5 protein-coding genes are annotated in these 4,715 nt (G+C 74.4%); all 5 read right to left on the bottom strand.

The window, feature by feature from the left end; translation table 11 throughout:
• On the bottom strand, positions 1-1,421 hold a 1,421-nt coding region (locus HMPREF0731_RS01055), incomplete at its 3' end, for a CoA-binding protein (protein ID WP_007002129.1).
• 59 nt (positions 1,422-1,480) lie between these two features.
• Positions 1,481-2,458, bottom strand: coding sequence for a Bug family tripartite tricarboxylate transporter substrate binding protein (locus HMPREF0731_RS01050; protein ID WP_007002128.1), 978 nt, complete (start codon positions 2,456-2,458; stop codon positions 1,481-1,483).
• Positions 2,459-2,521: 63 nt separating this feature from the next.
• A complete protein-coding gene (locus HMPREF0731_RS01045; RefSeq protein ID WP_007002127.1) occupies positions 2,522-3,274 on the bottom strand; it encodes a tyrosine-protein phosphatase in 753 nt (250 codons plus the stop codon).
• Positions 3,275-3,278: 4 nt separating this feature from the next.
• Positions 3,279-4,073 (bottom strand): crotonase/enoyl-CoA hydratase family protein, encoded by a 795-nt coding sequence (locus tag HMPREF0731_RS01040; protein WP_007002126.1) that lies wholly within the window; start codon positions 4,071-4,073, stop codon positions 3,279-3,281.
• The coding region (locus HMPREF0731_RS01035) for an acyl-CoA dehydrogenase family protein (protein WP_007002125.1) at positions 4,070-4,715 on the bottom strand (646 nt) is incomplete at its 5' end. The genes HMPREF0731_RS01035 and HMPREF0731_RS01040, both read right to left, overlap by 4 nt.

Below are 4,715 nucleotides of genomic sequence, written 5' to 3'. Positions count from 1 at the left end.
GAAGCGCGCAGCGCGGCGCGCGCCTGCCAGGCGGCCAGCGCCGCCATGCAGCGGTCCATCGAGCGGAACAGCGCCACGCGCGGCAGCGCCTCCGCCTCGCGCGCGCCGGGGCCTTCGAGGTACTGGCTGGTCCAGACGATGCAGCCGGGCTTGCCATGCTCCGCCGCCAGCGCGTCCAGCATGGCGTAGCGCGGCGTGGCGGTGTCGTAGGCGAAGCCGTTCGGCATGATCAGCGCGCCATAGGCCGGGTCGGCCAGCAGGGCGCCGGCGCAGGCGCGCAGCGAATCCGGGTCGGTCAGCACCTGGGCGGTGACGTCGCAGGGGTTGCGGGCGGAGCCGAATTCGGGGATGCGCGCCTCCAGCACCGCGCGCGCGGCCTCGCCCGGCTGCGGCATGGCGACGCCGCGCGCCTCCGCCCGGTCCGCCGCCATGATGGCCGAGCCGCCGGAGGTGGAAACCACCGCCACACCCGCCGCGCGCGGCGGCGGCGCCTTGGCCAGGAAGCTGGTCAGCTCCAGCAGCCCCTCATACTGCTCGGCCATCACCGCGCCGCAGCGGGCGAAGGCGGCACGGTAGGCGGCCTCCGACCCGGCCAGCGAGCCGGTGTGCGACAGCGCCGCCTCGGCGCCGCTGGCGCCGGTGGCCAGCTTGTGCACCACCAGCGGCTTGTCGTTGGCCCAGGCCAGCTCCGCCGCCTCCAGCAGCCGGCGCGGGTCGGACAGGCCCTCGAACAACAGCGCGATGGCCGAGCAGGAGGGGTCCTCGGCCAGCGCCGCCACATAGTCGGCGACATCCACATCGGCCGAATTGCCGCAGGTGAGGATGCGGCCCACCGCCGCCCCGGCCTCGGTGGCCTGGGCCAGCGCGAAGCCCAGATTGCCCGACTGGCTGACGATGCCGATGGCCGGGCCGGACAGCGGCCGCCAGGGCTTCGGCACGCTCATGAAGCTGGCCCAGGCGCCGCTCGCGTAATCCACCAGCCCGAGGCAGTTGGGGCCGACCAGCCGCACCCGCCCCTGCCGTGCCCGCGCCACCAGCCGCGCCTGCAGCGCCACGCGCTCGGGCCGCGCCGTCTCGGCGAAGCCCGCGGCGTAGAGCACCAGCGCGCCGACGCCGAGCGTGACGCATTCCTCCAGCACCGCCTCGGCCGCCTCCATCGGCGTCGCCGCCACCACCAGCTCCGGCACCTCCGGCAGGGCCGTCAGGCTCGGGTGACAGGGGCGCTCGCCCAGCCGGTCGTAGCGGCTATTCACCAGGTGCAGCCGGCCGGTGAAGCCCGCGAGATGATGTACGGTGCGCTCGCCAAACGAGCCCTGCCGCGCCGAGGCCCCCACCACGGCGATGCTCCGCGGCGACAGCAGCGGCCGCAGATCGGCCGCGCGGTAGAGCGGGCGGGAGGTGGGGTGGTGACTCTCGGGCATGGTGGCACTCCAAAGCCCGCGCCCGGAAGCGACCGGGCGCGGCGGACGGACAACAGGGATCAGCGGGGCGCGGCGGCGGCGAGGCGCTGCACCAGCGGGCGCCAGCGCTCCATCTCGCTCCGCAGGAAGGTGGCGAATTCCTCGGGCGAGCCGCCGGCGGCGTACTGCGCCTCGGCCAGCAGGCGGTCGCGCAGTTCCTGCGCCTCCATCGCCTTCCGCGCGGCGGCGTTCAGCGCCATCACCGCCTCGGGCGGGGTGCGAGCGGGGGCGAGCAGGCCGAACCAGGTCTGCGCCACCATGTTGGGGCCGAACTCGGAGAAGGTCGGGATCTCGGGCGTGGCCGCCACGCGCTGGTCACCGGTCCAGCCGATGATGTGCGCCCGGCCCGAGCGGTGCGCGTTGAGGCCGGAGCTGCCGCCCACCACGATGGCGTCGAGCGTGCCGCCCAGCAGGTCGGTGAGCTGCTGCGCGTCGCCGCGATAGGTGACCTCGGTGAGCTGGATGCCCATCCCCTCGAAGGCGACGATGGCGGCGATGTTGTTGAAGCTGGTCGGGCCGTTGGAGCCGTAGTTCAGCTTGCCGGGCTGGCTTTTCGCCAGCGCCACGAAGTCGGGGATGGTCTTCGGCAGGCTGCTCTTCACCGCCACGGCGAAGGGCAGCTTCGAGACCAGCATGACGGGCGCGAAATCCTCCGGCCGGTAGGGCAGCCGCTCGGGCAGCAGCGGGTTGAGGGTGAGGGTCGTGCCCGAGGACATCAGCAGCGTGTGCCCATCCGGCGCCGCGCGCGACACCGCCTCGGCGCCGATGATGGTCTGCGCGCCCGGCTTGTTCTCGACCAGGACCGGCTGGCCCAGGATCGGCGCCATGCGGTCCGCCATGCTGCGCGCCGCGACATCGGTGGAGCCGCCCGGCGGGAACGGCACCACGATCGTCACCGGGCGCGACGGGAAGGCCGCGGCCCGGGCCAGGCCAGGCCGCGCCAGGGCGGCCCCGGTGGCCAGGGCGGTGGCCGCCCGCAGCAGGTCTCTTCTCTCCATCGCTTCCTCCTTGGGCCGCGGCCGCTCATTGACGCGGCGGCCGCTGGCGTTGATCCGGTGTGGCTATTCCAGCAGGGCGTCACGCAGCGCGGCGAGGCGTGCCGCGTCCAGCCCGAGCGAGGCTTCCAGGAAGGCGCCGGTGTCGGCATGGCCGCGCAGCGCCGTGTCCAGCGCGGCCTCCAGCAGCGGCGCATGGGCGCGCTTCAGCGCCTCGGCCGCGGCGGGCGGGGTGTGCGCCGGCAGGGCGGCGTGCCCGTCCCAGAAGCGGTTGGTGGCGAGGTAGTCCTCGATCACCGTCTCGCGCGGCACGCCAAGGGCGGTGAGCAGCAGCGCGGCGCCGAAGCCGGTGCGGTCCTTGCCCGCCGAGCAGTGGAACACCAGCGGCCGCCGCTCCGGCCGCGCCACCAGCGCCATCAGCGCGCGGTATTGCGGCAGCTTGGCGGTGGCATAGGCCTGGTAGGCGCGCGCCAGCAGCCCGACCACATCCTCGCCCGTCGCCTCGGCGCGGGCCAGGATGTCGCGCAGCGCGGCGCCGACGGTGGGCTCGATCGGCAGTGGCACCACCTCCGGCCCCGGATCCGGCAGGCGGGAGGGGGCGCGCTCCCGCTCGCGCTCGCCGCGCAGGTCGCAGACGGTGCGCAGGCCAAGCCCTTCCAGCACGGCCAGATCCGCTTCCGTCAGCGTGCCCAGCGCGGCGGCGCGATAGACCTGGCCAAACCGCACCCGCCGCCCATCGGCCGTCCGGTAGCCGCCGAGGTCGCGCAGATTGCTGCATCCCTCCAGCGGCACGCGGCGCGGCAGCGCCTCCACATCCATCACCTCAGCGCCCCTGGAACTGCGCCGGGCGCTTCTCGAACCAGGATTGCAGCGCCTCCCGGTGGTCCTCGGTGCTGTGCGCCAGCGCCTGATAGGCGGCCGACAGCTCCAGCAGCGAGGAAAGCCGCATATGCTGCCCCTCGCGCAGCAGGCGCTTGGTCAGGCGCAGCACCTGCGGCGGGTTGCGGGCGATGCGGGCGGCGAGCGCGCGCGCCTCCTCCATCAGTTGGTCGTCCGGCACCACGCGGGAGATCAGCCCGCAGGCGAGCGCCGCCTGGGCGTCCAGCCGGTCCCCGGTGAAGGCCATCTCGGCGGCCCTGGACTGGCCCACGGCGCGCGGCAGCAGCCACGCCCCGCCATCCCCCGGCACGATGCCGACACTGACGAAACTCTCGGCGTAGGAGGAGCTTTCCGCGCCGATGCGGATATCGCACATGCAGGCGAGGTCGAGCCCCGCGCCGATCGCCGGCCCGTTCACCGCGGCGATGGTCGGCACGTCGAGATCGTAGAGCGCGAGAGGAATCTTCTGGATGCCGCGCCGGTAGCTGTCGCGGATCTCGGCGGGCGGCATGCCGTAGCGGTCGCGCATCGCCTTGAGGTCGCCGCCGGCGGAGAAGGCGCTGCCGGCGCCGGTCAGGATCACCGCGCGCACGTCCCGCTCGGCGGCGATGAAGGCGCAGGCCTCGGTGAAGGCCTCGGTGCTGCCGCCCTCGATGGACAGCGCGTTGCGCTTCTCCGGCGCGTTCATGGTGAGCGTGACGATGGGGCCGTCGCGCGCGATGGTCAGGAAGTCGTTCAAGGTGTCGTTTCCTCCACGGGGAGCGGAGACAGCCGCGCGCGCACGAAGCCGAGGGATTCGCCCTCCGCGCCGCGCAGGAAGGCTTCGCCCAGCCAGGCATTCCAGTGGCTCTCCGCCCCGAAGCGCAGCCTGCCCCGGTGCAGCAGCCCGGTCCAGAGGTGCAGCTCATGCTCGGCGGTGATGCCCATGGCGCCGTGCACCGCATGGGCGATGCCGGCGGCGCGCGAGGCCGCCTCGCCGATGCGCGACTTGGCCGCGGCGATGCGCGCCGTGTCCAGCCCCGCGAGCCCCGCGCCGCCCGGCAGCGAGGCGAGTTGCGCCGCGATGCGGGCGGCGAAGACATCCTCCGTCATCACGCTGAGCTGCTGCTGCACCGCCTGGAAGGCGGCGATGGGGCGGCCGAACTGCCGCCGCTCCCCGGCATAGCGCACCGTCTCCTCCAGCATCCGCTCCAGCGCGCCGGCCATCGCGGCCAGGGTGGCCCAGGCGCCTGCGGCCAGCCAGTCGGCGGGCGGCAGGGCGGGCGCGCTCTCCACCGCGTCCCAGCGCAGCACGCGGCCATAGGCGGAGCTTTCCCCCGGCGTGGCCTCGGCGGCCTGCAGCAGCCGGGCGGCGCCGTCATGCCCCGGCAGCAGCACCCAT

It is taken from the genome of Pseudoroseomonas cervicalis ATCC 49957, assembly GCF_000164635.1.
Taxonomy (GTDB): domain Bacteria; phylum Pseudomonadota; class Alphaproteobacteria; order Acetobacterales; family Acetobacteraceae; genus Pseudoroseomonas; species Pseudoroseomonas cervicalis.
The sequence above is the reverse complement of the archived record's forward strand: the minus strand, read 5'-3'. Positions and strand labels throughout refer to the sequence as shown.

Excerpts from the sequence above, each read along its gene's own strand:
- HMPREF0731_RS01050 (WP_007002128.1), bottom strand. The coding sequence starts at position 2,458 with ATGGAGAGAAGAGACCTGCTGCGGGCGGCCACCGCCCTGGCCACCGGG.
- HMPREF0731_RS01045 (WP_007002127.1), bottom strand. The coding sequence starts at position 3,274 with ATGGATGTGGAGGCGCTGCCGCGCCGCGTGCCGCTGGAGGGATGCAGC.